General features: G+C 69.0%; 23 protein-coding genes. 4 read left to right on the top strand and 19 right to left on the bottom strand.

The features are described from left to right. Window positions 1-6: 6 nt before the first annotated feature. The 6 genes from ACFYY1_RS26165 to ACFYY1_RS26140 form a co-directional block, all read right to left on the bottom strand. Window positions 7-993: a DUF4255 domain-containing protein gene (locus ACFYY1_RS26165; RefSeq protein WP_388589861.1), complete on the bottom strand. Its 987-nt coding sequence runs from the start codon at window positions 991-993 to the stop codon at window positions 7-9. Between the two features lie 87 nt (window positions 994-1,080). Then, a complete protein-coding gene (locus ACFYY1_RS26160; protein ID WP_388589858.1) occupies window positions 1,081-1,845 on the bottom strand; it encodes a hypothetical protein in 765 nt (254 codons plus the stop codon). Then, a complete protein-coding gene (locus tag ACFYY1_RS26155; RefSeq protein WP_388589855.1) occupies window positions 1,838-2,593 on the bottom strand; it encodes a hypothetical protein in 756 nt (251 codons plus the stop codon). The genes ACFYY1_RS26160 and ACFYY1_RS26155 overlap by 8 nt, the downstream gene beginning before the upstream one ends. Window positions 2,594-2,714: 121 nt before the next feature. After that, on the bottom strand, window positions 2,715-3,239 hold the full coding sequence (locus ACFYY1_RS26150) for a phage tail protein (protein WP_376629912.1): 525 nt from the start codon (window positions 3,237-3,239) through the stop codon (window positions 2,715-2,717). Window positions 3,240-3,294: 55 nt separating this feature from the next. After that, window positions 3,295-5,160 (bottom strand): phage tail sheath family protein, encoded by a 1,866-nt coding sequence (locus ACFYY1_RS26145; RefSeq protein ID WP_388589852.1) that lies wholly within the window; start codon window positions 5,158-5,160, stop codon window positions 3,295-3,297. Window positions 5,161-5,596: 436 nt separating this feature from the next. Then, window positions 5,597-6,097 (bottom strand): carboxymuconolactone decarboxylase family protein, encoded by a 501-nt coding sequence (locus ACFYY1_RS26140; RefSeq protein WP_388589850.1) that lies wholly within the window; start codon window positions 6,095-6,097, stop codon window positions 5,597-5,599. 98 nt (window positions 6,098-6,195) lie between these two features. Between ACFYY1_RS26140 and ACFYY1_RS26135 the strand changes: the two genes are divergently transcribed. From ACFYY1_RS26135 to ACFYY1_RS26125, 3 genes are all read left to right on the top strand, one after another. Beyond that, window positions 6,196-7,119, top strand: a complete 924-nt coding sequence (locus ACFYY1_RS26135; RefSeq protein WP_388589848.1) for a pirin family protein — start codon at window positions 6,196-6,198, stop codon at window positions 7,117-7,119. A gap of 20 nt (window positions 7,120-7,139) precedes the next feature. Further along, window positions 7,140-7,484 (top strand): GNAT family N-acetyltransferase, encoded by a 345-nt coding sequence (locus ACFYY1_RS26130; protein WP_388589846.1) that lies wholly within the window; start codon window positions 7,140-7,142, stop codon window positions 7,482-7,484. A 208-nt stretch (window positions 7,485-7,692) separates the two neighbouring features. Further along, window positions 7,693-7,965 carry a hypothetical protein gene (locus tag ACFYY1_RS26125; protein WP_383716823.1) on the top strand — a complete coding sequence of 91 codons (273 nt, stop codon included), beginning with the start codon at window positions 7,693-7,695 and terminating at the stop codon, window positions 7,963-7,965. A gap of 1,259 nt (window positions 7,966-9,224) precedes the next feature. Here the strand turns inward: ACFYY1_RS26125 and ACFYY1_RS26120 are convergent. The 10 genes from ACFYY1_RS26120 to ACFYY1_RS26075 form a co-directional block, all read right to left on the bottom strand. Next, window positions 9,225-9,464: a hypothetical protein gene (locus ACFYY1_RS26120; RefSeq protein ID WP_388589844.1), complete on the bottom strand. Its 240-nt coding sequence runs from the start codon at window positions 9,462-9,464 to the stop codon at window positions 9,225-9,227. Window positions 9,465-9,763: 299 nt separating this feature from the next. Continuing rightward, complete coding sequence (locus ACFYY1_RS26115; protein ID WP_388589842.1) at window positions 9,764-11,062, bottom strand: DegT/DnrJ/EryC1/StrS family aminotransferase; 1,299 nt, start codon at window positions 11,060-11,062, stop codon at window positions 9,764-9,766. Further along, window positions 11,055-11,651: a hypothetical protein gene (locus tag ACFYY1_RS26110; protein ID WP_388589840.1), complete on the bottom strand. Its 597-nt coding sequence runs from the start codon at window positions 11,649-11,651 to the stop codon at window positions 11,055-11,057. The genes ACFYY1_RS26115 and ACFYY1_RS26110 overlap by 8 nt, the downstream gene beginning before the upstream one ends. After that, window positions 11,638-12,720, bottom strand: coding sequence for a hypothetical protein (locus tag ACFYY1_RS26105; RefSeq protein ID WP_388589837.1), 1,083 nt, complete (start codon window positions 12,718-12,720; stop codon window positions 11,638-11,640). The genes ACFYY1_RS26110 and ACFYY1_RS26105 overlap by 14 nt, the downstream gene beginning before the upstream one ends. Window positions 12,721-12,734: 14 nt before the next feature. Continuing rightward, window positions 12,735-13,967 carry a methionine adenosyltransferase gene (locus ACFYY1_RS26100; protein ID WP_388589834.1) on the bottom strand — a complete coding sequence of 411 codons (1,233 nt, stop codon included), beginning with the start codon at window positions 13,965-13,967 and terminating at the stop codon, window positions 12,735-12,737. Beyond that, on the bottom strand, window positions 13,964-15,010 hold the full coding sequence (locus ACFYY1_RS26095) for a hypothetical protein (RefSeq protein WP_388589831.1): 1,047 nt from the start codon (window positions 15,008-15,010) through the stop codon (window positions 13,964-13,966). The genes ACFYY1_RS26100 and ACFYY1_RS26095 overlap by 4 nt, the downstream gene beginning before the upstream one ends. Before the next feature lie 41 nt (window positions 15,011-15,051). Continuing rightward, window positions 15,052-16,083 (bottom strand): phosphotransferase enzyme family protein, encoded by a 1,032-nt coding sequence (locus tag ACFYY1_RS26090; protein WP_388589828.1) that lies wholly within the window; start codon window positions 16,081-16,083, stop codon window positions 15,052-15,054. Further along, on the bottom strand, window positions 16,080-17,189 hold the full coding sequence (locus ACFYY1_RS26085; protein ID WP_388589826.1) for an inositol-3-phosphate synthase: 1,110 nt from the start codon (window positions 17,187-17,189) through the stop codon (window positions 16,080-16,082). Before ACFYY1_RS26085 ends, ACFYY1_RS26090 begins: the two co-directional genes overlap by 4 nt. Before the next feature lie 85 nt (window positions 17,190-17,274). Further along, complete coding sequence (locus ACFYY1_RS26080; protein ID WP_388589823.1) at window positions 17,275-18,081, bottom strand: histidinol-phosphatase; 807 nt, start codon at window positions 18,079-18,081, stop codon at window positions 17,275-17,277. 9 nt (window positions 18,082-18,090) lie between these two features. Next, on the bottom strand, window positions 18,091-18,870 hold the full coding sequence (locus ACFYY1_RS26075; RefSeq protein ID WP_376422346.1) for an SDR family NAD(P)-dependent oxidoreductase: 780 nt from the start codon (window positions 18,868-18,870) through the stop codon (window positions 18,091-18,093). Between the two features lie 413 nt (window positions 18,871-19,283). On the opposite strand from ACFYY1_RS26075, the gene ACFYY1_RS26070 reads away from it, so the two are divergent. Next, window positions 19,284-20,153 carry a phytanoyl-CoA dioxygenase family protein gene (locus ACFYY1_RS26070; protein WP_376422348.1) on the top strand — a complete coding sequence of 290 codons (870 nt, stop codon included), beginning with the start codon at window positions 19,284-19,286 and terminating at the stop codon, window positions 20,151-20,153. Window positions 20,154-20,171: 18 nt separating this feature from the next. Here ACFYY1_RS26070 and ACFYY1_RS26065 read toward each other — a convergent pair whose 3' ends face one another. From ACFYY1_RS26065 to ACFYY1_RS26055, 3 genes are all read right to left on the bottom strand, one after another. After that, a complete protein-coding gene (locus ACFYY1_RS26065; RefSeq protein ID WP_388589820.1) occupies window positions 20,172-20,663 on the bottom strand; it encodes a PPOX class F420-dependent oxidoreductase in 492 nt (163 codons plus the stop codon). 85 nt (window positions 20,664-20,748) lie between these two features. Continuing rightward, window positions 20,749-22,530 (bottom strand): ABC transporter ATP-binding protein, encoded by a 1,782-nt coding sequence (locus ACFYY1_RS26060; RefSeq protein ID WP_388589817.1) that lies wholly within the window; start codon window positions 22,528-22,530, stop codon window positions 20,749-20,751. Next, complete coding sequence (locus ACFYY1_RS26055; RefSeq protein ID WP_388589814.1) at window positions 22,527-24,335, bottom strand: ABC transporter ATP-binding protein; 1,809 nt, start codon at window positions 24,333-24,335, stop codon at window positions 22,527-22,529. The genes ACFYY1_RS26060 and ACFYY1_RS26055 overlap by 4 nt, the downstream gene beginning before the upstream one ends. Window positions 24,336-24,722: the final 387 nt, after the last annotated feature.

The following is a 24,722-nucleotide window of genomic DNA, read 5'->3' as shown; positions in this document are numbered from 1 at the left end:
GCCGTCTCAGCTCTCCGCGTCCTCGGCGCCCGCGCCCTTGGACCGTGGGGCGGCGGCGCCTGCACCCCTGGCTGCGCCCCGTGACGTGGTCTTGCGCGTCCGGGCCGGGGTCCTGGCGGCGGCGGCCGCCTTGACCGGTGCTTTCGCGGAAGACTTGGCCACCGCCTTGGCCGGGGCCTTCGCGGATGCACCGCCCTTCGTGGGCGCGGCGGCATCGGCCGAGGCCGGTCCCGCCCCGACAGCGCGGCCCGAACCCGTAACGGAACCGGAGCCCGCGCCGGACCCCGTAACGGAACCCGTACCCGAGCCCGCGCCGGACCCCGCGGCCGGTTCGGCACCGCCCCCGTCCCCACCCGCCGCCACCGGCCGCTGCGGCGCCCCCGGCGCCCCGAACGGCAGCACCCGCACCGTGTGCCGGTCCACCGGCTCGGCCGGGACGGGCTGTTCGCGGCCCTCGATGAAGACGAGCGCCGCCTGGTACACCACGGACAGCGAGTACGGCGTCTGGTGCAGCATCCCCCACAGCTTCGACGTCTCGTCGATGTCCATCACGGTCGGTGTGAACCGCACCCGCTGGACGGCATCGGCCAGATCACTGCCCGCCAAGTAGGGCTTCTCGCCAGCCAGTTCGATCATGTCCTTGGGCAGGACGGGTATCTCGTGCAGTGTGCGCACCACGGAGCCGATGAGCCGCTGTCCGACGAGTGTGGCCTCGTCGCCGTACGCGCTGATCACGAAGTGCAGGTCGAGGGCGGCGGCCGGGCGTTTGACGAGCCTGCCGTCGGACGCCCTGCTCGGCAGGTCGTTGTTGCGCTGCGAGGTGTCGGGCGTGACCTGGTAGAGGAACACCGTGATGGTGGGGTCCGTCGGCGGATCGGCCGGCGGCTTGCGCGGTTCGACGTTGACGGCGATGTCGATCTCCGGCTGCAGGTTGTCCTCGATCAGCAGGGCGAGGGCCTGGGTGACGTGGGCGAGTGCGAGTGCGTTGCTCATGGCGTCAGTTCCTCAGTCCCTCGGTGCCCCGATGGCTCGGTGTCTCGTCGATGCGTCCGCTGCCGGAACGTCCTCTGCGTGCGTCGTTCACTCGCGCCCCCGTGCCAGGTAGTCCTGGAGGCTCACCGTCGCGCCCTGTCTGGAGGGGGCGGACGGCCCCGTACGCCGCGTGTCGGGCGACGACGCGCCGGCCGCGGTGACCTCCAGCCGCCCGATCTGCACATGCACCACCTGCTCGGCGCCGCGCGCCCCGCGCCGCCCCGGCGACTGCCGCACCGCGTCCCGCGCCGCCGCCGCGTCCATGGCGCTGGGCCGGAGGGGGGCTGGTACGGCGGCGGCCGCGACGTCCGCACCCGGTGGGACGGGCGCCGAGACCACACTCCGGGGCGGCGTTCCCGGGGTGCGCTCGCGTGCCGCGGCGCGGCGCGAGGTCTCCGGGAGAGTGCGTGGCACCGGTGCGGCGGCGGGCCGCAGCAGTGGAACCTCCGGCGGGGCCGGGGTCGGTGAGCCCGGGGTGAGCCGTGCCGGCGCGGGTGGTGTCTCGGTGCGTACGACGGTGTGGTCGTGCTCCGAGTGGTAACGGACCTCACGCGTCTCCCGGCTCGACTCCCCATGCTGGACGATCGGTTGAGCATGCGTGGGCCACAGGGGTTCGGAGTCGTCCGGCTCCGGGAGCCCGGTCGCGCGCACGGCCTCGACCCGCTCGAAGGGTCCGGCGAGCCGCGGCCGCACCCGGGTCACACCGGCGCGCGGCGCCGCTCCCCCGGTGTGCCGGGCGAGCAGTCGGTCGAGGTGGTCCGGGGCACCCGCGTCCGGGGACTCGGCGCCCGGTACGCCCTTGGGCTCAGGCATCCGCACACAGCTCCAGGTAGTAGCGGCGGCGCATCGGGCTGAGCGCCAGGATCTCCGGCTCGCTCCAGCCGTAGGCGGTCGCGAGCAGATGGACGTCGAGCAGGACGTCGCGCGCCCAGGCGTCCAGCTCCGTCCACAGGTAGGAGGCGATGTCCAGTTCGGCGCGGGTGGCCGCGGAGCACTCGGGACAGTTGATGTTGAGCGTCACGTCGGCGGCCGGGTCGACGGCCTCGGCGGCTTCCGCGATCTTGCGCTGTACGGATACGGGCAGGGCGTCGGCAGCGACGGTGTCCCCGTCGTGGACCGCCGAGACGACACAGCGGGCCAGCAGCGCCCGTCGCGACCCGTCGGCCGAGAGTGCCGCGTCCGGGTGCCGGGCCGCCGCCGTCAGATCGGCGACGGTCGGCACCCGGAACGCGACTTTCCAGCCACCTTCGTCGAGGTGTGCCACGGGCTGGTCCGGCGGTCGCAGGGAGCGTGCGAACTCCCCCGCGTCCAGATCGAATTCCATGTCCGTGCCGCAGGCCGAGCAGTCGACTCTGACCTGCATGCGCTCGCCGAACAGCGCCCGGCGCAGCGCGAAGAGATCGGCCTCGCGGGCCCCGACGGGAAGAGCAAGCAGCGCCTCGCTGTCGCCGCCGAGCCCGGGACGGGCGGCGCGGTGCAGGAGCAGCGCACGGCCGTGGCCGTCGCGCCCGATTCCCGCCTCCCAGGTCGCCAGGAGGTCGCCGGCCTGAATGACCGTCACACCCGCCCCCGTTCCGTGCCCTCGCCGCCGCCGATGCGGTGGAGTCCGTTCGTCCGGTGCCGTGCGCCGCAGCCGTTCCGATGCCGCGACCCTTACTAAAGATCCCCCAACTCAGCTTCTGTCAGGCTGGGTTGAGGAAGGAGGGCTCCTCCGGCTCGGGCACCTCGTAGTCGCGCTCCCAGCCCTCGCATTCGAGCTTGAGGCTCTGTATCGCCACCGCGTTGGCGTTGGCGTCCAGCTCGCCGAGGACCTGGTACTCGCTGGGCCAGGTCCGGTAGAGCTTGTGCGAGACGGCGACCTGCCCGGCCTCGTTGAGGACCTGGATCACGATGTCCTTGCGGAAGTCGGCCAGGGACACCTCGGAGCCGAGACCCGCGCCGATCTGCCACACCTTGTTGGCCCAGCGGTCGAACTCGGGGTCGTGGGTAACCCCTCGCTCCAGCGTGATGCCCTCGAACTCGGAGCGGCCCGGCGACTTGCGCGGGGAGCTCGGGTCGCCGCCGTTGCGGTGCTTGACGACCTCGGTGGTCCGCTTCAACGGACTGATCTTGCTGATGCCCGCGACCGTACGACCGTCCCACAGGACAAGGAACTTGAAGTTCTTGTAGGGGTCGAAGCGATGGGCGTTGACGTTGAACTCAGCCATCGGATTCCTTCACGCTCTCCTTCTCGCTCTCCGGTCCGTCTCGGGTTCGGGGACCTCAGAGCTCGAACTGGCCGGACGTCTGCTGGATCTTGACGATCACGAACTCGGCGGGCTTGACCGGCGCGATGCCGACCAGGACGTTGACGACGCCGTTCGCGATGTCCTCGTCCGTGGTCGTATCGTGGTCGCACTTGACGAAGTACGCCTCGCGCGGTGTGCCGCCCTTGAAGGCACCCTGGCGGAAGAGGTTGTGCAGATACGAGGAGGCGCTGAGGCGGATCTGCTGCCACAGGTTCTCGTCGTTGGGCTCGAACACGACCCACTGCAGACCTCGTTGCAGGCTCTCCTCGACATGCAGGGCGAGCCGGCGGACGGGCACGTACTTCCACTCGCTGTCCAGGGCGTCGGAGCCCTCCAGCGTGCGGGCGCCCCAGACGGTCGGGCCGACCAGCGGGAAGGTCCGCAGACAGTTCACGCCCAGCGGGTTGAGCAGGCCGCTCTCCCGGTCGGTGAGCTTGACCGCGAGGGAGTGCACCCCGGCGAGCCGCGCCTCGGTGCCCGCGGGAGCCTTCCACACTCCGCGCTCGGCGTCCGTACGCGCGAAGACACCCGCGACCGCTCCGGACGGCGGGAAGGAACGCAGCCGGCCCGTGAGCGGATCGGTGAGCTGGAGCTGCGGGAAGTACAGGCCCGCGTGGTTGCCGCGCACCTGGTCGAAGGCGGCGAGGCCGGCGCGGGCCGCGTCCACACTGCCCCAGGAGTTCGGGGCGTCGACCAGGAGGAAGACGCGCCGCTCCTCGCACAGCCGCTGTGCCGCCGAGACCACCGTGATCGCGTCGTCGGTGTTCTCGTACGCCGCCAGCTCGGGGAGCACCAGAAGATTTACGTCGTCCTCGTCGCGCAGCGCCTGGATGCCGCTCTTGTCGGCCTCGGAGCCGATGAGGTCGCGCGCTCCGGGCGGGTCGCCGTCCTCGCCGCCCTTGAGCGGGAACACCGGCGGGTTGACCGAGCCTTCGAGGCCCAGGTCGTTCGCGCATTCGCCGACGAAGCGGACGACGTCCTCGGGGTCGGTGGAGCCCGCCACGACCTGGATGCGCCGGCCGAACGCGGTGACCTGGACGCCCGCGAAGGCGTGCTTGCCGGGGGCGTCGGGCAGGGCCCGCAGCTTGCGTTCGAGGAGCAGCGCCAACTCGGCGACAGTGCACGGGGCTTCGCCGTCGCACCGGGGGTCGTAGAGGGTGAACTCGCGCTCGGAGTCTCCGATCTTGACCGTAAGGTCGACGGCCAGGTCGGGCAGCTCCTGTCCGAACCTCTTGGAGACGGTGCCCGAGGGATCGGGGCGGCCCTCACCGACGACGTCGACGCGGATGAGCCGGGAGCCCGAGTTGATGACGGCCGGCGCGTAGCGTCCGTGCGAGGCGTCCATGGACAGGCCGGTGAAGGACTCGCGGGCGCCGCCCCGGGCGTCGTACACGCGCAGGTTGAACTCGTCGTCCGGGCGCGTGGTGTCGTAGTCGACGGCGACCCGGAGTCCGTTGCCCCAGTGTCCGGGCTCCTTGGCGTGCACCTCCAGGACCGGGCACTCGCTGTGGCCCTCGGTGGACTCCAGGGTGGCGCAGGCGGCCTTTCCGCTGCCCGCCCTGGTGACGCGGACGATCACGGCGACCGTGCCGCCGTTGCCGAAGAACTGGTGCACCGCGTAGCCGACGGCACTCTGCGAGCTGAGCCCTCCGAAGCGGCGCTCGAATTCGGCGAAGCTGGTGACCCGCACCGGCTGGTTCAGCGGCCCGCGCCGGGTGTGACCCACGAACGCGGTCACCGAGGTCGTGACGGTCGAGATGGTGCGGACACTGCTGGGAAGCTCTTCGACGTATACGCCGGGATATGTCGGCTTTGCTGCGCTCACTGCATTCGTCGGCATTCCCCCTCCTATCCCTGCTCAGGCACCAGATGAAGGCACCAAGAGATGGCAGAGGGAATGCTCCGTCGAGGCACGCGAGCAAGGACCGCCGCTGGTCACGGCGAGTCACGTACACCTCATCAAGTTCCCCCGTCAACGCCCGGGCGGTTGGCCGCCGGACCAAGCTGTGCGCTCGTGACTCCTGATGCGTTTGTGTGCTCAACGAAGTATTGAATGCTGGCGAGTTGAGGAGCAAGGCGTGTTCCGGTCACACCACGAGGAGGTTCTGTGAAGAGCGATGGGCCGCCTGACCGCCGGGGCGAGCCCCGCAGCGTCTCGCGGAATGGACATCGTCCAGCCACGCAGGGTCACGCCACCGGCTCGGCCAGGCCGCACAGCCCGGCCGAGCACGCGGGGGTTCCGGCGTCACTGGCACCGGTTGCCGCCGTCGACGACGTCAGCGCACGGGAGTCTCCCGCACCGGGTGCTTGCTGAGGATCGAGACCCGGTTGAAGGCATTGATCGTGATAGCCACCCAGATCGCGGCGGAGATCTCGTCGTCCGTCAGGACCTCCCGCGCCTGTGCGTACGCCCGCTCCTGGGCGAGGGCGTCGGCGGGGTGGGTGGTGGCCTCCGCGAGGGCGAGGGCGGCGCGCTCGCGGGCGGTGAAGAGTTCGGTGTCGCGCCAGGCCGCGAGCACGCCGAGGCGCCGGGTGGTCTCCCCGGCACGCAGCGCGGCCCGGGTGTGGACGTCGAGGCAGAAGGCGCAGCCGTTGAGCTGGGACACGCGAAGGTTGACCAGTTCGACCAGGATCCGGTCGAGGCCGGCCTCGGCGGCCGTCGCGCGGGCGGCGTCCGCGGTCTTCACCAGCGCCTGGTACGCGGCGGGGCTCTGCTTGTCCAGGTAGATCCGGCCTGCGGTCCGGGGAACCGCCGCGGTCTGTACCGTCTCCGTCACCCTGTGCTCCTTCGCCTGTTGTCGCGGGTTGTCATCGCGACTATGATCCCCCATAATTGTTGAAAGCGAAACTACTTTGGAGCGAGAAAGGCCGCGAGATGGATCACACGGAGGTCGAGATCCTCACCGCCCGGGACGTCCCGCTGGGCGGACCGCGAGCGATGACCGTACGACGCACACTGCCCCAGCGGGCCCGTACGCTGATCGGCGCCTGGTGCTTCGCCGACCACTACGGCCCCGACCGGGTCGCCGACTCCGGCGGCATGGACGTCGCACCCCACCCGCACACCGGACTGCAGACCGTCAGCTGGCTGTTCAGCGGGGAGATCGAGCACCGCGACAGCCTGGGCACCCACGCCTTCGTGCGGCCCGGCGAGATCAACCTCATGACCGGCGGGCACGGCATCAGCCACACGGAGGTCTCCACCCCTGGCACCACCGTGCTCCACGGCGTCCAGCTCTGGGTCGCCCTCCCCGACGAACACCGCCACGCCCCCCGCGCCTTCCAGCACCACGCACCCGAGCCGCGTCGCGTCGACGGGGCGGAACTGCGGGTCTTCCTGGGCACCCTCGCCGGCGAGACCTCCCCGGTCCGCACCCACAGCCCGCTCCTCGGCGCCGAGATCCTGATCGACGCCGGTGCCACCGTCATCCTCGACGTCGACCCCGACTTCGAACACGGCCTGCTCGTCGACGAGGGCGACGTCCACTTCGACGGCACCCTCCTGCGCCCCGCCGAACTCGGCTACGCCGCCCCCGGCCGCACCATCCTCACCCTCTCCAACGCGTCCGATCGCCCGGCCCGGACGGTGCTCCTGGGCGGTCCGCCCTTCGAGGAGGAGATCGTGATGTGGTGGAACTTCATCGGCCGCAGCCACCAGGACATCGTCGAAGCGCGGGAGGAATGGGAAAGGGCCTCCGACCGCTTCGGCACCGTCGACGGCTACCCGGGCCACCGGCTGCCCGCCCCCGCCCTGCCGAACGCCGTCATCACACCCCGCAAGAACCCCTCCCACCGCTGAACCGAACCGAAAGGCCCATCATGAGCGACCGCACCACCACCGACCCCGTCGTCCGCCACGTCGACGCCCGCCACCGCTACGAGATCCTCGTCGACGACAACCGCGCCGGCCTGACCGCCTACCGCGACCGCGACGACCGCCGGGTCTTCTTCCACACCGAGATCGACGACACCTACGCCGGCCAGGGACTCGCCGCGATCCTGGTGGAGCAGGCCCTCACCGATGTCCGCACCTCCGGAATGCGGATCGTGCCCGTGTGCCCCTACGTGGCCAAGTTCCTCAAGAAGCACCAGGAGTTCGCGGACATCACCGACCCGGTGACCCCCGAGATCCTCACCTGGCTCGACGGTCAGCTGGGACGCTGACACCGGGAGACGCAGTTCCTCGCGGACCACGCACCCATCAGGATCTGTTGTGAGCTCGCTCTTCGGCCTTCGCCCGGCCACGGCGGTGACGGTCGGCTCCGGACGATGTCTCCAGTGCCAACTCGCCGCCGGAACGCCAGGTTTACGAGGCCGCCGGAGGTGACGGGGCCGACGAGGGTTGGAGCAGGCCGCAGGCTACAGTCACGGCATGAACAAGACAATTGTGTGGCTTCTGGCATGCGCCGGAGCCGGCGTGATCCTGTGGTTGCTGGCCAGCGCGCCGGACATCAGCTCGGCCTACCCCCGCTCCGAGTGCCACTCCGTCCTCGGCAACGACTCAAGCCCCGCGCACGGGTCGATGGAGGACGGAGTGGAGGCGAGCTGCGCCACGTACCAGTCGCGCCGCCTGGGCTGGGCGGTCCTGGTGTCGGTGCCGACGGTGGTGCTCGCATCAGCGGGCATGCGCAGCCGAAGCGCCTGACGGAACTACTCCCGTATCCGTTCCTCGGCTCCGTCCCCCACCACGGCCCGCGTGGCCGCGACCGCCGGGCGACCACATCCACCGCCTCCGCCCAGCCCCCACACGCTCCGCTCCTTCGCACCGCCCACCTCGAACGCACTGGCGAACCGCCCCAAGTCCGGGCGTGCGTCCACACGGCAACCGCCACGCTCCCCAACACGTGAAAGGCCGCCCTCCCACGGATGAGAGAACGGCCTCCGACCTGCGTTTCCGCACAGTCGGGACGACAGGATCTGAACCTGCGACCCCTTGCCCCCCAGCCCCAAATGGTCCCCAGGGCAGTGGTGAAAGCGTGCGCATCTGCCTGCCGTAGACCAATAGGTCCCGGACGGATCGAGCCACGCTCGATCCGTGTCTCGGTCGCGGCAGGTCGCGCACCCGTCGTTCGTGCTCGCCGGCGTCACTCACCACCAGCGTCGTCCTCGGCAGCAGCGTGGACTTCACGACGACTGCACTGCACCCCCATGACAGGCACCCCCGGTTGCACGGCGGTGGGGTGACGAGGCCCACATCAGCTCCAGCCGGGCCCGTCCACGTGATCACTGCTTGCCGAAAGTACCCGACCGTCAGGACGCAACATTACGGCTGAGAGGCTGAGGTCCAGGTGCAGCAGCCCCTTACGATGGAGCTCGGCGAGCATCCCCGCCATCTGCCCGCCAATTTCTCTCATCTTCTCTATAGGCAGAGTGCCTGGCGCAAGGTTCAGCAGTTGCCCCAAGTCCTCGCCGTCGTGCCCGGATCACGGCTCAGCTTCCGTGCGGTCTTCTCGGGAACCATGGCCAAGGGCTCCCCGTGCGGTCGGCCTCCCTTTGCGGTGTTCTCGCCCGGCACCGCGATGGGGAACTCCCCTGCCGACGCTCGGTCGGCCGTCGGGTCTCCGGAGCCAAGGGCGAACGCCTCGGCCAGATCGGCGGCGGAGGGTCTACGGGTGGGGTCGTATTCCAGACAACGCCAAAGAACATCTGTTTGGCGCGCCGCCGTCGCCCCCGTGCTTCTCCAGCGACCGGTCCGGCGGCCAGGTCGTACAGAAGGTCCGGCCGCACTCCGGTCTTCGCATGGACGCCGCGGAGCTTTCCCGGCAGCACGTCGAAGCTGCTGAGGCCGCCGGTCGTGTGGGTCCAGTCGAACAGAACCTCGCTGGCGGCGCTCATCACTCCGAGCCCGGTGCACTCGCTGACGAAGCGCTGAATGTGGCCGGCGCTGGAGTCGAGTGCGGAGCACTAGACGCTGAGTTGCCCCTTGCCCTGGTCACCCAGGATGTAGCTGAGCAGCAGGCGGATCTCGTGATCGCGCACACGCTTGTCGACTGTCTTACGAAGGTCGCAGGCGAGGGCGTTGACGTTGATCATGGCAGCCAGGGAGACCGGGAGCTGCCCGATCTCAACGGCTTGGACCGCCTCCGCGCCGGCCTTCCCCTTCTCGATCGTGAAGCGCCACACCCGGGCGCGCACCGTACTCATAGGAGAACCCTACGGTCCGCTGTTCGTGACGGTTCCCGCCTCAGCGGACACCGGAAGGCGTCCCGCGCACGCTTCTGTAAGACAGATACAGGACGTACAGAAGATTGTGGTGGGGGAGCTGTGAACATGCAGACCAGAGCGCTGACGGGGCGCGTCCGTCGACATCTGCACTCTGCGCTCCCGAGCGAAACCGCCGGACCACACGCCCTCGAACTGCTGCGCAGCTGTGTGCGACGAGGGCCGTACTCACCGATCGGTGAGTACGGCCCTCGTCGCGTGCCCTTCTTCACTGCGACCGGTCAGGCGGACGCGACGCTCGTCCTGCGTTCGAGGTCGTGGAGGGCTCCCACGTTGCGCGCAACCTTCGCGCACGCCTCGCCGAAAGCGTCCAGTTCGGGGCGGACGTCCCGTGAGTACACGGGGAGCCGCAGGACCGAGGAGACGTACTTCTCGCTGCGCGGCAGGTCCGTGTCCCGGTAGTGGCGGTAGGAGGTGCCTGCCCCGCCGGGCGGGCTGTACGTGTCCAGCTTCCAGGCCTTGTCCTGGAAGGCCGGCTCCCTGTGCAACGGTGGGGAGTTGGGGCGGGTCACCGGGACGCCTTCGGCGGCCAGCGCGCGGACCAGCGTGGCCCTGGAGAGGCCGTCCAGATCTTGGGAGCGGTAGAGCGGCTGGTGACTGTAGTGGGCGACCCGGGTCATGTGCGGCCGGCGCGCGGGAGGGAGGATGCCGGGGATGTTCGCCAGCATCGCGTCCATCTTGTCGCAGTTCAGACCGCGGGTCTCCAACACCTCGTCCAGCCTGCCCATGGACCGGTCGGCGAGGAGCGCGGCGACCGGATGCATGCGGAGGTTGAGGCCGAAGCCGGTGCTGGCGAACCGGCGGTACTCGTCGCTGACGACATCACCCTCCGAGCGTCCGAGGGAGTGGCCGAACAGCACGGCCCGCTCGTATATTCGGTCGTCGTTCGAAGTGAGCATCCCTCCGGCACCAGCGGTTACCTGCTTCCTGGACTGCATACTGAAGGCGGCGACGTCGCCCAGGCTGCCGACCGGGCGGTCGTCACACCTGGCTCCATGGGCCTGCGAGCAGTCCTCGACCACCTTGAGGCCGTACGTGCGGGCCACGGCGAGCACCGGTTCCATATCGACCGGATAGCCGTTCAGGTGGGTGACCACGACGGCCTTGGTGCGCTTGGTGATGTGTGCCTCAAGAAGGGCCGGGTCGATGTTTCCCGTGGACTCGTCGGCGTCCACCAGTACCGGTACGGCGTTGCACGCGAAGATCGGCATCACCGTGGCGTGAAAAGTGTAGGTGGGCGCCAGTACCTCGTCACCGGGTTCGATTCCGATGGCGAAGAAGGCAGAGTGCAGCGCAGAGGTGCCGGAGTTCACAGCCAGCGCATGCCGGACCCCTGTGTATGCGCGGACGTGATCCTCAAGGTCGCGCACCGTGCCTTCTCGGCCGTTGTACGAGATCTCGCCGCGGCGGATCAGCTCGGCGGCCGCCTGAATGTCGTCCTCGGTGAAGAAGGGCCATTCATTCGCCGGTGCCCGGGTGATCACCGGGTCACCCCCGAGCAGGGCCAGCTTCTCAGACAATTCCCTTCCTCTCTGTCATGGGCCGCGAGGTGGTGCGGTTTGTTCCGGGGCGTGTGTCGGATCCAGCCAGGAGGCGGTCCCACTCCGCGCTCGTACGTACGCAGATGCAGCGCGTGCCGTGCGGGGACAACCGGTTCAACAGCGCCTCGTTCTGCTGCCTGATCCCGGAGTAGGAGCGCAGTGCCCACCACCAGAACCCCACTGCTTTCAGAGGGCCTTCGCGGTTTCCGTTGCACAGCACATGCCGGTGCAGCATGTGCCGCACCGACCGGCGCACCATCCTGATGAATGCGGTCCGCGAGCGGATGTCGAGCTGGATCAGCGTGTCCGCCGCCGCAGCCAGGACGGGGTGAACCGACGGGTACTGGCCCTCGATGATCCACCCGTCTTCCTCGGCGATGCGGGCGACGGCCGCTTGGAACTCCCGCTCGTCCGTCTTGCGCCAACCGGGCTGCCAGAAGAGCTGGTCGAGTTCATGGAGCGGCAATGCCGACCGGCGGTGGAGAGCGCGTGCGAGGGTGCTCTTCCCCGATCCCGGAGGGCCGACAATCCAGATGCGGCTGCCGAGCGCACCGTCACCGTCGCCCATCGCGGTTCCCCTCGTGTCCGCTCTGCGGCCGGGCCGCTTCCGGCGCCGGCCCGTCGTCCAGCAGCCGGAGCAGCAGGTGCTGCACCGCAACCGTGTCCATGTCCTCGGTGATCTCGAACAGCGGTCCCCGCAGGCCCGATACCTCCACCTCCGGGTCGTGCTCCAGAGCCTGGAGCCGCTTGCGGTCCGCACCGGCGGCCAGGAGCCGTCTCCCCAGCAATGTGTCGTCCAACGAGAGCCGCCGTCCTTCGGAACCGAAGAACCGCTGTACGGCGAACATGGCTTCCACGTCACTCGGCGAGACATGGATGGCGTTGAGGCTGGTGGAGACGTCCCACCGCCCGCTCCACTGCGGCCGCCCGTCCAGCAGGCTCCGCCGGATCGTGCCCGGCTCGGCGTGACGGGGATCGGTTGCTCCGACGGCCCGTGCCCGGATATCCCTGAGCGGCTGTTCGGAGGTGCACTCCATGAGCACCAGCGCGCTGCCCGGGGCCGTGAAGTGAGCGGCCTGGAAGGGATGGAAGGCGTTGAGCAGTACCCATGGCTTCCCGTCCAGCACGGGCTGCACGGCGTACGTACCCGCTCCGGCCTTCGCCACGGGGAGGTTCTGCACGAGCACATCCAGCGTGCGGGGTGTGAACTCCGGGAACCGGCTGAGGAACTGGTGGCCGCCCAGGACCCGGTCAGGAACCTCGGCGGCCTGCGGGAAGTGTTCGAGAAGCCGATCCAGGGCGGCAGCCGAGACAGAGGGGAGGCCGTGCCGGGAGATCGCGTTGAGCATCGCGTAGTGACTCTCCACCACGCGTTCGTACGCCACGTGGGCGCCGGACAGCACACGGGCAGCCCCCGGCCGCACCCCGTGGTCGGCGAGGACAGCGAGGACCCACGCGAGCAGCTTCCGGCCGTCCGGCGCCCGGGTCGCCGAGGTGAGTTCGGGCTTGAGCATGACCAGGAACTGGTGTGGACCGGGAGCCGCGGACGGCGTCCGGTAGGGCCGGATCCACTCCGCCAAGCGTTCCTCGGGGTGCTCGGCACAGCGCGCGACAGCGCGAAGCATCTCATCGATCATTGGCAGGGCACCTCTCACCACATGGTGACGCCGGAGCGGATCAGGCTCCTCGTCAGGTCGTCTGTCGATTCGAGCGCCCCCGTGACCAGATCGCGCACCCGTGCCTCCGTGTGAGCATCGCCGTCCCACCCATGGATGCGGACGACCACTTCCTCCGGCTGGTTGAGCGGTGCCTCCTTGGAGGTGAAGATGTGGAGCTCCACCGGTTGGCCCGCCAGCTCGCTGACCTCCGTGGCCAGCCGGTGCGCCATGACGTTGTAGAGCTTGCCAGTGTGGTCGAGAGGGTTCTTGCCGGCGGGCGCCTCGATGCTCATGGCTCGCATGGGCGTGATCAGGCCATTGACCCGGTTGCCCCGGCCGACTGCGCCCACATCACCGGTGTCGGCCACCGAGCCCAGAGCGGTGAGGTACGGGCGTACACCCCGGTCCGCGGCGTTGAGCAGCACGTCCGGGGTCACCCCCAGGAACGTCTCCAAGCGGTCGACCATGGCCTGGTGGCACTCTGCCGCACGCTGCCGGTAGTGCTCGAACGACTTGATGTCGGCGGCGATGAACGGCATGTTGACGATCAGGGTGAAGCGGTCCTCGCGACGGCTGCCGAACACCTTGACGTCCCAGCCGGTATCGGGGTTCGTCGCCTTGAACTCGTCGCCGGTGATCCACTGCTCGATGTCCAGCACCGCGCGTTCGAGGCGGCTCAGCGGCGCGAAGCCGTGCAGCAGGTTGCAGTCGTTGGACGTGAGGCCCGAATCACCGAGGGCGACCATGTCGTTCCGGTCCCGCGGCCGGTATCGCGAGACTCCGCGGCCCGGCCCTTGGTGGTCGACGACCCGGTTCTCCACCCGCAGATGCCGTTCCGGGACGAAGCCGGTCGTCACCTCCGTCAGTACGTCCTCGGCGGCACGCCGCAGAATATCGGTGAGCGGAATTTCCTCGCTCCCGCAGCGCAGAGCCGCCTTGCCGGCGAAGAGCACGGTATAGGGGCTGGTCAGTTCTCCCCTGCCGTAGTCGAAGTCCGCCTCTCCGCCGAAAATCATGACCTTGTCGAACCAGTGGTGGGCCACGCGGTCGAAGTGCTCCAGGCAGTACAGGCAGTAGTAGCGCGACGCCCTCTCGGCGATGGCGTCGCACATCGTGTCCGGGTGCCCGAGACCCTTGCGCTCCACGAGTTCGTACGGCAGGTCCTCGACGTGCGGCGTGTTGTCCGACTGGATCCTGACGAAGTCCCGAAGGGGTGAGAAGTTCAACGGATGCTCCTGAACCGAGTGGTTTCTGCGGGTGCGGAGAGCAGGTCGGCGACAGCCAGCGCGCCTTCCCGTAAGGCGGAAAAGTGCTGAACCAGTTCGTACGCGGGGGAGACGGCGGCGATCTGCTCCGCCAGACCCAGGGCGCGCGGATCCGGGCCGGGCGGGAAGTGGGGCCGGAGGAATCGCTCGTCCTTGACGAGGACAGGCAGGAGATTGGCGGCGAGCCTGCGTGCCGCCTCCGGCGGGGCCAGCGGGACCAGCCGCGTTCGGTCGGCCGAGGAGTCGGCGAACCGGGGGAAGAGCAGGACACTGACCTCCGCGTTCGGCTGCGGAGGAGGAGCATCGAGGAGCTCGGCAAGCTCTTGTGGGCGAAGCAGTACGGTGTCCTGGCCGCCGTCCCGCCCGGGGACCCGGCGGACGGAACGGGAGGCACCTCGCGCGCCCTCGTGCGGACCGTGTCCGGAGGGCAGTCCCAGTGCGGTGAAGGTGTCTTCGCGGACCGAGACGGTGCGAGGCCAGCCCCTGCCGGTCCATCCGCCGCCCGTGCGGGCCATGCTCAGGTCGTCGTTGGCGACGAAGGCCCGGCCGGCCAGCATGGATGCCATGACGGTCGAGGTCTTGCCCGCCCTCTTGGCGCCGATCAACGCGACGCCCCTGCCGTTCTCGGCGACCATCCCGCCGTGGACGAAGACCTCATCGCCGCGCGCGTGCGCCAGCCGCAGCAGGATGCGGAGGTAGCGGACCAGGTACTGCAGGACCAGCGGCCCGGGTGCGCCGGTGTCGATCACCAGATCGCGCCGCGCTGGGTGCAGCCACATGCGCACGGTGGCCTCCCCGCGCCCCGCCACGTCGATCCGCTGGTGCTCGGGAAACTGCTCGCCTGCCTGCGCCGTGGTGCGCACCTGCCACCAGTCGCGGTGCGCCGGCCCGCTGGTCGCGCCGGCCTTCCCATCGCCGTCCCGAGCCACTGACACGAACGGGACGAAGGGTTCTGACAGCTCGCGGACCGCGTTGGCGACGGCCATCGGTGCGACCAGGTCCACGCGGTGCACGGCACCGCCGCAACGATGTCGCAGCGGGGCGGTCACCGGGCGATCCGGGCGGAGGCCCCGGCCACGGCGGCGGCGAGGGTGGCACGCACCATCGACGCCCCCTCTGCCGTCCAGCCGAGGTACCACTGGAGGGTGTCGGGGCTGTGTTCCGCGAGTTGCTCCACATAGCGGACCGTCGGTACACAGTAGAGCTCCAGGATGGGGATGATCGCTGCCAGTTCACGGGGCTCGGCCGGCCGACCCCGCGTGGCCTCCACCAGCAGTCCGGCCGCCAGGTTCGGGTGGACGGTGAAGCCACCGCGCCGCTTCCGGCCGAGGAAGAGCGCCGCCCTGGCCAGGTCGTACGCTCTTGGCCGTATGTCCACGGCGTCCCAGTCGAGTACGCAGGAGATGTCGCCGCGGTCGTCGAAGACTAGATTCGAACCAGCGAACTCACCGTGGGTGAGGGTCTTGGGGAGCGCCTGATAGAGCGGCCAGTCGAGTTCCGCGCGTGCGCGGCGGTAGGCGTCCGCGAGGGCCGGGCGCACGGCCTCCCACAGTGCGCGGGGAACGGCCGCGGAGGCGACCCTGCCGACCTCCTCCAGTCCCGACTCGTCGGTGGTCAGCCAGTGTTCGAGATCCTGCACCGGGTTTTCCGCCGCAGGTGACAGGCCGTCGAGCGGCACGGAGTGGACAGTGGCAAGGCATCTCGCGGCCTTGCCCAGGTCGGAGGCGTCCCCATCCGTGCAGGGCCGCCCCTCGACGTAGGGACGCAGTTGCCACTGGGTGCCGTTGTGATCCACCGTCGTGCGGCCGTCGACGGCGATGACGAGTGGCTGGACCGGCACGCCCTGGTCGTGGGCCCGTGCCGTGGCGGTGCCCTGGAACTCCAGCCATCCGGCAGAGGCCCGGCGGCCCAGACGCTTGAGCACGAAGTCACCGTCGGGCGAGCGCAAGCGCCATACGGTGTTGACGCTCCCGCGCAGCAGCCGTTCGACCGTGTGCGGCTGGAGGGCGTAGTGGTCGTGCAGAACCTCGTACGCCTCGCAGGCCGTGGCGGCCTGCCAGCTGACGGCCGCGCTCACGTGGTGTGCGCCAGTGCGGCGGGGGCGGGGGCTGCCGACTTCTCGACGAACGTCTGGAAGCAGCGCAGCGCCTCGGATTCCGGCATGCCCAGGGGCGGACTCTTGAAAAGGAAGGCACACACCGGGTCCACCACTCCGCTCAGCCGCTGGTCGGCAGCGCTGCGGGCGACGCGCACGGCGTTGGCCACCACGGCGGCGGCGTTGGGGCTGTCCTCCACCTCCAGCCGGATCTCCATGGAGAGCGGGGAGCCGAGCATGCCCTCGGCCTCGATGCGAAGGAAGCACACCTTTCGGTCTCCGAGGTACTTCACATACCCGTTGGGGCCCGCCGCCACGTCGGTCGCGTCGAGACCCGTGCTCGCCAGCGCCCGGCGCTTGGACAGCTGCTTGCTGTGGGAGCGTGCCGGGTCGGAGAGGTTGTAGAAGTCCATGTTGCCGCCCACGTTGAGCTGGTACGTGTCGGCGATGCGGACACCGCGTGAACCCAGGAGTTCGATGAGGGCCGTGTGCAGGGTGGTGGCGCCCAGATGACTGCGCAGGTCGTCGCCGAGCAGCGGGACTCCCCGTTCGAGGAACAGGGCGGCCAGCTCCGGGCAGTTCGCGACCGGCTCCGGAGTGGCGTTGACGAAGGCTGCCCCGGCCTCGGCGCACGCCCGGGCGTACATCTGCACGGCAGCCCGGGCACCGGTCGGCAGGAAGCACACCAGCACGTCAGCCTCTGCGTCCCGCAGTGCCGCCGTCACCATGGACGCCGTGACCGACCCGCAGTCGGGGTGCGGCTCGACAATCTTCGACAGCTTGCCCTCCACTCCGTCGAGAAGCGGGCCGGCGCCGACCTTGAGGCCCATCGGGGGCACAGCCACATGCCGTACGGCGACGGTTGGAGCGGTATCGATGGCCTCCGCCAGGTCGATGCCGACTTTGCGGTGGTCGACATCGAAGGCGGCGACGAATTCGACGTCACCGAGCCGGTAGCCACCGATTCGGTGGTGCATCAGCCCGGGCATGTCCTGCTCCGCGCTCCGGGAGAGGACGACTGCCTGAACGAAACTGGACGCACACGAGCCGACGCCGGCCAGGGCGACACGGATGCAGCGTTCGGTCATGACACACCTTTGTCTTGAGTTCTGTCTTGAGTACGAGGACGGTGGGCGGTGCGAAGGCCATGCATGAGGGCGTGGCGTCGGGTCCTCACAGGGGCAGCCGTCGCCGCTTGCGCTGCTCGAACACGTACCACTCGCGGTAGCCGATCCCCCGCAGGCGTTCCCGGACCCGTTCGTGGTCCTCGGCGACCCGCTCAGGGTCGTGGGCGTCGGAACCGAAGGTCATTTTGATGCCGTGGAATCGTGCCCGGTCCAGCAGATCCGGTGCCGGGTACCAGCCGCCACACTTTTTGGTGCCGCCCGAAGTGTTCACTTCCACGACGGTGTCGGTCTCCGCGATGGCACGCAGCATCCGCTCCACCGCGGGGCTTTCCACCGCCCCCAGTTCCGGGCAGTTGCCGCGTATGGCGTCAATATGGCCGAGAATGTCGAAGGCGCCACAACGGGCGGATGCGGCTACCAGGTCGCAGTAGCGCTCTTTCTCCTTGAGCAGGAGGGCCGGTGAGGCGTTCTCCCAGCGTTCCAGGTTGAAGATGTCCACTCCGCCTACCACGTGGACGGAGCCAATGACGTAGTCCAGGGGGAGGTTCTGGTAGATGTTCCGATAGAGCTCGATGTGCTCGGGGAAGAAGTCCGACTCGACGCCGATGAGGATGCGGATGCGGTGCCGGTACTCCTCGCGCAGCGCGGCAGCCTCGGCGAGATAGCCGGGGAAGTCGCTCTTGGCCATCGCCACCCAAGGCTTGTGGTGGTCGGCCCGCTCCCCGAAGAACGGCGAGTGGTCGGAGAAGCCGATCGTGTCGAGCCCGGCCGAAAGAGCGGCTTCGACGTACTCGCGCAGCCCACCGCGGGCATGGCCGCACCGTGAGTGATGGGTATGGAGATCAAAGGTCATGGGCCCCCCTCACATCGCCGTGTAGCCGGCGTCCACCATCAGGTTCTCCCCCGTGATGAAGCTGGCCTCGTCGGAGAGGAGGAAGATCACGCTCGATGCGATCTCCTCGGGGTCCGCCGTCCTCCCGAGCAGGTGGCGGCCGCCGATGTCAGGATCCCGTTCGGCCTGTTCCCGGTCCATGCCTAGGACTTCGCGGTGGAACCGCTCGTTGTTCCTGTTCCAGACCGTGGCGGGGTTCACGGCGTTGACCCGGATGTTGTCGGGAGCGAGTTCGAGGGCCATGCACCGTGTCATGTTCACTACGGCGCCTTTGGTGGTGCTGTAGGTGAGCAGTCCGGGCTGTGCGATATGCCCGGAGATGGAGGCGATGTTGACGATCGCCCCGCCTCCGGTCGCCTTCATCCGCGCCGATGCGTGCTTGACGCACAGGGCCTGCCCCATGATGTTGACGTCCATGACGCGACGCCAGTCGTCGACCGTCGCCGTCACACCGCGCATGATGAAGGCTGCGGCACAGTTGACCAGGAAGTCGAGCCGGCCGAACGTCTCGGTGGCCGCTGCCACGGCCCGCTCGACGGCCTCCTCGTCCGCGATGTCCGTAGGGACGTAGCGTGCGACGCCCGAGCCCGCCTTGTCGTTGATCTCCTTGACGGCTGACGGGCCGAACTCCTCGTTCACATCGGCGATCAGCACACGGGCGCCCTCTTCGACGAGTCTGTCCGCCACAGCTCTGCCGATACCCTGGGCGCCGCCCGTCACCAGGGCAGAGCGACCCGCTATCCCGCGCATTCAGTACTCCTTACACAACTGTTCGGCTGGGCATACCCTCGCCAGACAGGCCAGTTCGAGGCTGCTGAGTGTGCGAGACGGATGCCTGGGGGCTCAGATCAACCAAAGGCCTGACCCTTGCTCCGTGCTTGCGAACCTCTTGCGCCGGACGGTGCATGACGGTTGTTCAGCTCCGCAGGGAGGGCATTTCGTCGACGGCCCTTGGGCAGTGCGGCGATGAAGCTCTCCGAGGGGCGGATGCTCCGCATGGCCGGCCGCGATTGAGACCGGCGGCGCTCCTTGAAGGGTCCCGCTGCGCAAGTGCCCGGCAAGAAGGGGGCAAGCGAACCGTTGTGGGATGGCGTCACTCATCGCTCCCGGAAGCTGCCCTGGGCGACTCTTGCGACCGCGTCGTGAACCGGCAAGGAGACCTGATGGACCATCACGTCACGGAGTTCCTGACAGAAGGATTCACCGTTGTCAGAGCGGTCTTCACCGAGGAAGAGGTGGCGGACTTCCTGATCGCGAACGAGCGGATCGTGGCGAAGGTCCGTACGGACCCGACGAGGTACGTCGGCACTCGCTACACCGCCCGTGACGACGACCTGCTGGACACGTGGGGCGTCAACAACATCTTCCAGCCCGGCCTGTACGAACCGGAGCTGGCCCGGGCCTTCGGCAACCAGCGGTTCATGGAGCCGGCGGTCAGAATCCTGGGACCGAACCTTCGTTTCTGGTCTGCGCACACGCTGTGGTCACCAGAGCACGTGGATTACGAGCTCAACTGGCACAAGGACAACTACGAGCACGAGCACTTCAGTCCGGATGGGACGCCTCGGCATGTGCAGTTCAACGTCTGTCTCACCGAGGACAGCTCCTTCCGTGCGGTGCCGGGTTCCCACCGTCGGCCGTTGACCGCCATGGAGCGCGAGCAGATAGAGGCCTTCGGCACGGGGCCGCTGCCGGGAGAGGTCGTGGTGCATTGCCGGCCGGGTGACGTGATCTACATGAACTACCACATGGTCCACCGCGGCTCGTGTGCGGCGAGGACCCACCGCCGCACGTTGCACATGAACGTCCAGTCGATGGAGGAGCCGACCGGCGGCCAGACCTCCTGGACGTGGGTGCGCGAGCCGGGCTACCTGGACGGTGTGGAGCCGGCGCTCGCCGTGCTCATGCGCCGGGCCATCGAGTGGGACGACAGGCACCCCATCTCCCGGGCCGAGGCCCGACGCCGGATGCGGGTCCGGCGGGACATCCGGCACCAGATCACGGGGCCGGTCCATGGGGACAGCGGTCGCTGACCACCGGGGAACCGCCCGTCAGCGACCGCGGGGACACCCACCTTCAGCGACCGCCGGAAAACCGCCCGTCAGCGACCGCCGGGAAGCGTCCTCATTCACCCGTCGCCGGGTGAATGAGGACGTGCCCACAGGGCGCACCACGTAGACGACGCGCTGTGCCGCATCGGCGGGCGGACCCTCGACCGAGTCCCCGTAGCGCGCGGCGAGGCGCAGCCAGACGATGCCCTCGGTGTCTGGTTCGATGCGCTCCACCCGGCCCCGTACCTCCAGATGCCGGTATGGGTCGTCCGGGTCGCTGACGGAGACCGCGACGGAGGGGCGAGCAGTGACGTTGCGGTGCTTGTAGCGTGCGATCGTGCTGGTGAAGTAGAGGTAGGCACCGTCCCAGTCGAACCACATGGCATTGATCTGGGGGGTGCCGTCAGGACGGACCGTCGCGAGGTGGGCGAAGAGCGGCCTTTCCAGCAGATCCCGGTAGTCGGCGGGGATGATGTCGTCCGGTACGGTCATCGGAACTGGTCCTCTCGGTGCGGCTGGTCCGCTTCGTTCATGGGTGTCCTTCTGAAACACCTGCGGCAGGGACCCGCGGCGCGGGTCAGCGGTACGCGGTGGCCTGGGTGGTGTACAGCTGGGAGTACCGTCCGCCCGACGCCATCAGCTCGTCGTGAGAGCCGTGCTCGCTGACCTGGCCTCCGTCCAGGACGACGATGGTCTCGGCGTTGCGAACCGTGGAGAAGCGGTGCGACACGAGCAGGGTGATCCGGCCGTGCCCACCGGTCTGCCGGAGAAACAGCTCATGCAGTTCGTGCTCGGCCAGCGGATCGAGTGCGGCGGTGGGCTCGTCGAGCACCAGCAGTGTGGGCCGGCGCCGCATCAGCGCCCGGGCGAGGGCGAGTCGTTGCCACTGCCCATGGGACAGCTCCTGACCCTCGTAGAGCCTGCCGAGCTGTGTGCCGAGCCCGTCGGGAAGCCCGTCGACGAGAGGGGAGGCACCTGCTTCGCGAACCGCGTGGGACACGTCCTCCTCGTTGTCCGTCGAGGGCAGGTGTCCGATGCCGACGGTGTGCCGGACCGGGAGCTGGAACCGGACGAAGTCCTGGAAGACACCGGTCAGCTCGTGGCGCCAGGCCGGCATGTCGAACTCGGCCAACGGAACGCCGTCGACGGTCACGGTCCCGGCCGTCGGCGTGTACATCCCGCTCAGGAGCTTGACCAGGGTGGTCTTTCCTGCCCCGTTCACCCCGACGAGGGCCACCGTGGAGCCGGCCCGCAGTGTGAGGTTCACGCCGCGCAGCACCGGTTCACCGGCGCCGGGGTAGGTGAAGTCGACGTCGCGCAGTTCGATGCCGCGCTCCAGCCGGTCCGGGACCCGCCGCGTTCCGGTCGGCCGCTGCTGCTCCGCGTACTCCCGGAGCCACACGTAGTGCTCGGAGGCGTGGCCGGCGTCCGCGATCCGGCTGAAGCCGTTGACCGCGGCGCGCACCTGTCCGCGGAGCTGGGTGCCGAGCGTGATGACCAGCATCAGGTCCCCCAGAGAGACCTCACCGCGACTGACCATTCGTGCGGTGAGCACCAGGGCGGCGATGTACCCGAGGGCATAGCAGGCCCAACCGGACAGCTGCCAGCTCACCGCTCGTACACGGGCCTTGAGCACGCCCGTGAGTACACGCTGGCAGGCGTCGTCGGCCAGCCGGTCCAGGAGGGGGCCCGCGCCGGAGACGTACAGTTCCTTTCCGGTGTCCGGCTCGATGCACATCCGGTGCAGATGGTCCTCGTGGCGCTGGCTTTCCGCCGTGCTCTTGCGGGCTTGCGCCAGGTGGCTCTGCGCGCGCTTGGCGGCCCAGAGCGGCGGCAGCGCCAGCAGAGCCAGTCCGGCGAGCGCCGGGTGGACGCCGACGAGCAGACAGAGCGAAAGACCGGCGCTGATCACGGAGATCGCCGTGTCGCTCATGGCCCAGCAGGAGCCGGCGAGGGCCTTGGTGTGGCGCCGCAACAGCGCGAGCCGGTCGAGATAGTCGGTGCGTTCGAGATGCTCGACGCTGGGGATGGTCGACGTGACCGTGAGGATCTCCTCGCTGACCACGGTGTCGACGCGGTCGGTCAGATCGTGCTGGTAGTTGTAGCGGGTGCGGTTGCCGGCTGCGATGGTCACGTGGGCGACCGCGCCGACGGTGACAGCGAGGAGGAGTCCTGGCGCAGCGTCACCGGACGCCCCGTGCACGGCGTCGACGACCCAGCGCTGGCTCAGTCCCGTGGCCGCGACCGCCAGAGTCTGCGCTGCGGCCAGTGCGATGATCACGGACACGACGGTCTGATCGGTTCGCCAGGCCAGGCGCAGCATGTGAGAGGTGCCCGATCCCTTCGTCAGGAGCGTCATCGTTCCGCCTCCGCGTTCTCGGGATTGGTTTCGGTTTCGGATTCGGTGAAGCGGGCCGCCTGCAGACGGAACAGTCCTGCGTAGTCTCCGCCGTGTGCGACGAGCTGGTCGTGACTGCCCTGTTCCGTCACCCGGCCCTCCCTCAACAGCACGATCCGGTTCGCGTTGCGGACCGTGGACAGGCGGTGCGAGATCAGGACGACCGTGGCTCCGCTGACCTCTGCGACCACCTGCCCGTAGAAGCGTGCCTCGGCCTCGACGTCCAGGTGCGCCGTCGGTTCGTCCAGGATCAGCAGGTCCCTGCCATGGGCGACGGCGAAGATGGCCCGGGCGATGGCGACCCGCTGCCACTGGCCGCCTGAGAGGTCCATGCCGCCCGTGCGGTGCGATGCCAACAGCGTCTGATAGCCGTCGGGCATCGCCTCGATGAAGGTGTCGGCGCCGGCCCTGATGGCGGCGGACCGGATTCCGGCCAGGTCGTCGCGGTGTTCGGGGGCGGCGAGCGCAATGTTGTCGGCGGCGGACAGCGGGTACCGGTTGAAGTCCTGGAAGACAATGGCGACGCGGCGGCGCCAGGCGGACAGGTCTGCCGGCTCCAGCGGCTGACCGTCGATCAGCAGTCTGCCTGAGGCAGGAACGAGCAGGCCGGCGATGAGCTTGATCACCGTTGTCTTGCCGACCCCGTTGTGCCCGACCAGAGCCAGCACTTCACCGGGGCGGATCGTCAGGTCGAAGCCGTCGACAACTCGGCGGTCGGCGCCCGGGTACCGGAAGGCCAGGGACTCGGCCCGGACGGTGGCGGGGCCCGTCCGGCCGGCTGCTTCCGGGATGGCGGGCGGTGCCGCTGGAGACGTCCCACCGTAGGCGGCGCCCAGCCGGTCCAGCGCGCGCACCGCGAGGAGTCCGTACTCGATGTCGAACGCCTCGTAGCCCATGGAACTGATGGCGAAGATGCCCCACGCCGCCACCATCACCGTCATCAGATCACTGACGGGCAGCGAGCCCCGTTCGGCGGCCAAACCGGGAAACAGTAGCGCACAGGAGGCTGCGACGGCTGCGAGGACGGCGATCCACCCCTGCTTCCGAAGGACGCCTCGCCGGGTGGACCAGACTATCTCCGTCCAGGCGAGGAACTCGCGTGTACGGTGCCGGACGACCCAATCGTGCAGGCCGAAGAGCCGGACCTCCTTGGCGGCCGGTCCGGCGGATGCGATGTCGGTCCAGTACTCCGCGCGGCGTCGCATGGGCTCGCGCTCGTCCCGTACCTGCGAAAGATGCACCCACCAGCGGCGGATGAGCGCGCGCATGACGAGGCAGGTGCCCAGGAGCACCACGGCCAGAAGCGGGGAGAACTTCACGGCCACGACGCACGCGGAGCCCAGCGCGGCGATCATCCGGAAGACCAGCCGTAGATAGCCGACGGCCGCGGCGCCCGGTGAGTGGGATCGCCCCTCCCCGACGTCCGAAGCGCGCGCCGCGTCGTCGGCGAAGGACGGCGTCTCCAGGTGGGCCATGTCCTGGGGCGACAGCGCGAAGGCGCGCACCTGCCGTCGTACGCGGGCGTCCACCCGGCCTGCGGTGTACTGCTCAATCGCATGGCCCAGGGCATTGAGGATCTCGTCCGCGACCAGCAACGCGGCCATCGTGACGAGCGGCCAGACCGTCATCGAAGTCGACTCGCGGCCAGCTGCCGCGGCGGTGAGTACCGCCACCAGCCAGCCCGTCACCAGCGCTGTGGTGGCCGGCACGACGGCGGTCCACAGGTGCACGAGGACGAGCACGGAACCGGCTCGGCGGTCGAGCACGGAAATCCTCAGCAGCCGGGCCCGTTCGCTGGCCAATATTCGGAGCGACGCAATTCGAAGAGAGGGCACAGTGGATTGGAACATCTCCGCCATGATGCGTCAATCGCCTTCGGGTGACGAGGTGTTCGAGGAATGCGATATGCGCCTCACTTCTGCGGTTCCGACCCTGGGTGAGCGCCTTTCCGACCGCCCGGATGCAGATTTCGCCGGCGCGTCCATGACTCATCTGAGCTGCGCGTTCCCCTGTCAGTAGCACCCAGCACCACCCTGGCAGGAATCAACGCAAGGAGAATGCAAGCGGCCGACAAGACGCCGACTATTGGATTGCGGAAGGACGTGCGTGATTCGCGTCAGGGAGAATGCGAATGGAGAGCATGCAGAGCTGCC

The organism is Streptomyces sp. NPDC001890, assembly GCF_042891445.1.
Taxonomy (GTDB): domain Bacteria; phylum Actinomycetota; class Actinomycetes; order Streptomycetales; family Streptomycetaceae; genus Streptomyces.
The sequence above is the reverse complement of the archived record's forward strand: the minus strand, read 5'-3'. Positions and strand labels throughout refer to the sequence as shown.